This window comes from uncultured Thiodictyon sp., assembly GCF_903828115.1.
In the GTDB taxonomy this organism is placed as follows: domain Bacteria; phylum Pseudomonadota; class Gammaproteobacteria; order Chromatiales; family Chromatiaceae; genus Thiodictyon.
This window is the reverse complement of sequence record NZ_CAIKKU010000666.1, coordinates 1-3,205: the sequence shown is the minus strand read 5'-3', so window position 1 is coordinate 3,205 and position 3,205 is coordinate 1. Positions and strand designations below refer to the sequence as shown.

General features: G+C 65.4%; 5 protein-coding genes. 2 read left to right on the top strand and 3 right to left on the bottom strand.

Annotation, left to right across the window (positions count from 1 at the left end):
* Positions 1–168: MerR family DNA-binding transcriptional regulator (locus tag QZY48_RS25110; RefSeq protein ID WP_295436215.1), on the bottom strand; the 168-nt coding region annotated here is incomplete at its 3' end.
* Positions 169–549: 381 nt separating this feature from the next.
* On the opposite strand from QZY48_RS25110, the gene QZY48_RS25105 reads away from it, so the two are divergent.
* Complete coding sequence (locus QZY48_RS25105; RefSeq protein WP_295436213.1) at positions 550–1,197, top strand: choice-of-anchor R domain-containing protein; 648 nt, start codon at positions 550–552, stop codon at positions 1,195–1,197.
* Between the two features lie 180 nt (positions 1,198–1,377).
* Here QZY48_RS25105 and QZY48_RS25100 read toward each other — a convergent pair whose 3' ends face one another.
* Positions 1,378–1,671: a hypothetical protein gene (locus QZY48_RS25100; protein WP_295436211.1), complete on the bottom strand. Its 294-nt coding sequence runs from the start codon at positions 1,669–1,671 to the stop codon at positions 1,378–1,380.
* A complete protein-coding gene (locus QZY48_RS25095) occupies positions 1,668–1,922 on the bottom strand; it encodes a hypothetical protein (RefSeq protein WP_295436209.1) in 255 nt (84 codons plus the stop codon). The genes QZY48_RS25100 and QZY48_RS25095 overlap by 4 nt, the downstream gene beginning before the upstream one ends.
* Positions 1,923–2,176: 254 nt before the next feature.
* Here QZY48_RS25095 and corA point away from each other — a divergent pair, with 254 nt between their 5' ends.
* Positions 2,177–3,115: a magnesium/cobalt transporter CorA gene (gene corA / locus QZY48_RS25090; protein WP_295436207.1), complete on the top strand. Its 939-nt coding sequence runs from the start codon at positions 2,177–2,179 to the stop codon at positions 3,113–3,115.
* Positions 3,116–3,205: the final 90 nt, after the last annotated feature.

Sequence of the window (3,205 nt, the reverse complement as noted above, 5' to 3'; positions counted from 1 at the left end):
GTCGGCGTCACCGATGGCTGTCAGGTCGGCCATCGAGTAGTACCGTGTCCCGCCCTTGGTCTTGCGTGCTGGAAGCAGTTCGCCGGTCGCTTCCCACTTGCGCAGCGCGGCGGGCGTTGACCCAAGGATCGCCGCTGCCTCACCAATCTTGACTAACTTCTTTTCCATAATGGGATATTATTGCAGGTTAGCGAAGATTTCAAGCAACAGCTACGAGCCCTCGCGGCAGGTGGGTGGGCAGGGGTCGGCGCTGAGCCTAGCACAAAGCACTGCCGGCCTGGGCCGCGCGCTGCCGGTGAGCGCCGGCCACCTGGGATCGCCGAGTTGCACTCGGCGACGCTGCGCGGGGGCGGCGGTCTCTTTGAGGACCGGGATCAACCCCGGGGTAGCACCGACTGCAAGTCGGTGATCCCGGGAGGGTGCGCCGCGCGCCGTTGCGGCGTTCGGATGTTAACAAGTCTTTACAATCCAGTAAGCGATAGGGTGTTGTAGTCAGTCGGGGGGGGGTACTGTCGCGACTCCCATCCACCCCCTTCAAGGCCCATCGCAATGCACCGTTCAACCCGCCTCTGCCTCCTGCTCCTCGCCCTGGCTCTGCCGGGGTTGACCCCCGCCGCGATCATCACGCTGTCTGACAATGTCAGTCAAGCCTTCGCGGGATTTAGGCCTATTGCCTCTCTTGACTTGAAAGCTCAGGCGTTCTCAACCACCGACTCAGCCTTCCGGCTCACCGACGTGGCGCTGCCGCTAGCCCGTGACATCGGCACGGGCGGGAACTTGCTCGTTTCCATTTTCAACAACTCGGGCACCGGCGGCACGCCTGGTGCGAAGATGGCGGACGTCGCCACGGTCTTGGCCTCGTCGCTCGGCACCAGTTCTGCGCTCTACGACATCCCCAACCTGAGCATCACCCTGATGCCCTCGACCAGCTACTTTCTCGTACTCTCTGGCGTCGGTCTAACGGGCGGCTTTGTTAACTGGAGCGCCACTTCCTCCACCTCCGGGACCGGCTTCCCCTCGGCCAGATACTCGAGTGCTGACGGCGGGGCCTCCTGGAGCGGGTATAACATGTTCACGCCCAATCAAATGCGCATCCAGGCTGACGCCGGCGCGGTCCCCGAGCCGGCCACCCTGGCGCTCCTTGCCATCGGTCTGGCCGGATTGGGCGCGCGCCGGGCCGCACGGCGCCAGCGCTGAGCGGCGCCCCGCCGCGCTTGAAGACCCTGGAGTCCAAGGCTTCAGCCTTGGCCCGCGCCCCCAAGGCTGAAGCCTTGGACTCCAGCCCGGTCCCGTAGGAGCGGCGCCCCGCCGCGATGCGACCTCGCGGCTAGCCCAGCCGCCGGAGATCGCGCCGGGACAGCGCTCCCACGGGCGGCGTCACTGCTTGCCATAGGTCTGATCATGGTCGGCGTGCACGGCCACGAAGCGCATGGCATCGCCCTCCCGCACCACGACTGCCCGACAGGTGCGGGACAGCCGGATGGTGAAGAGACCCGGCTCACCCTTGATCTGCTCCCACTGGAGCCCCGGGTCGCGATAGACCGCCGCCCAGTCCAAGGCGCGCACCTTGCGCAGGGTCTTGAGGATCAGCCGGATCTGCGTGACCTCGAGCGCCAACAGGTCGTCCTGAAAGGCGGGCAGGTTGAGGTCCAGCAGGACCCGGGCGGTCATTCCCGGCCTTCCACCCGGGCCGCGAGTTGCTCCAGGTCGGTCTCACGCGGCGGGTGCTCGGCCATCCAGGCGGCGGCCTGGGCCAGGCGCTCGCGCATTTCCGGTGTATACAGCCAGGCATCCGCCTCGGGAATCACCCGCACGGGCTTGAGGAGGATGCCGCCGTCGGCCTGGATCTGCATCTCGAAATAGCGCCCGGCATACTGCTTGCCCAGCGAGACCTGGCCGCTGGTGCCTACCATCTTGAGCATGTGCGTCTCCATGAAAAAGCTATTTTCATGCTGCATGATAGGCGGCGCCCGGGAATGCCGCAAGACAGTGAACGGGATTTAATCCAACCAGCCGGACGCCCCGCCCAAGCTCTGTGTAAGATGCCGCCCACGAAGGGGCGCCGCCGCGCCCGGTCGCGGGCGCGCCGACGGGCGCGCCGTGCGGACCCAAACTCGATACGGACCGCGGCCCACGGGACCGCGGGGCCTTTGCGCGATCACGGTGGGAGAGCCCAGTGCTGTATGCCTACAGAATCCAAGACCACACGACGGAGTTCATCGAGGACCCGGAGCGCCTGCTGGAGGCGGCCTGGATCGATGCGGCCGAGCCCACCGAGGACGAGTACGCCCTGATCCGCTCCTTTGTCCCCCACCAACTGCCGGAGGACGACGACGCCGACGAGATCGAGGCCAGCACCCAGACCTTCATGGACGACCAGGGCATCCACCTCTCCACCCTGTTCCTGCACCGGGTGGAGGGCCGGCCCGAGAACACCAGTGTCAACGTGGTCTGCGCCCGGGAGCGACTGATCACCATCCACGACCGTGACGTGCCCGCGATCCGCCTGATGCGCATCCGGGTGCGGCGTCGGCCGGACCTGCTGGGCGAGCCCACCGGGCTCCTGGCCGGGCTCTTCGAGACCGCGGTGCAGGACCTGGGCGACACCCTGCAGGAACTCTATCGGGACCTGGAGCAGACCAGCTTCCACGTCCTGGAGGACCCGGACGCGGACCTGGAGCAGTCGCTCGAGCGCCTGGCGCGTCACGAGAACTTGAACGGCAAGGTCCGCCTCTGCCTGATGGACGCGCGGCGCGACATCGCCTTCGTGTGGCGCAGCGCCCAGGCGTCCAAGCCGTGCGCCAAGCGGCTCAAATACCTGCTCTCCGAGATCGACGCCCTGCTGCCGCACAACAACTATCTGTTCGAGAAGGTGACCTTCCTGCTCCAGGCGGCCCAGGGCTTCATCAACATCGAGCAGAACAAGATCATCAAGATCTTCTCGGTCGCCGCCACCGCCTTTCTGCCGCCGACCCTTATCGCCAGCATCTACGGGATGAACTATCAGCACATGCCGGAACTGAACTGGGAGTATGGCTACCCGTTTTCGGTGTTGCTCATGGTCATCTCCGCCGTGCTGCCGATCGCCTATTTCAAGCGCAAAGGGTGGCTCTGAGGTCCAGAAAAGAGCCAAGAGCCAGCTAAACACCTTCGTTGTCGTTGTCGTTGTCGTTGTCGTAATCGGAGAAGCGCTGCAAATCGGCTT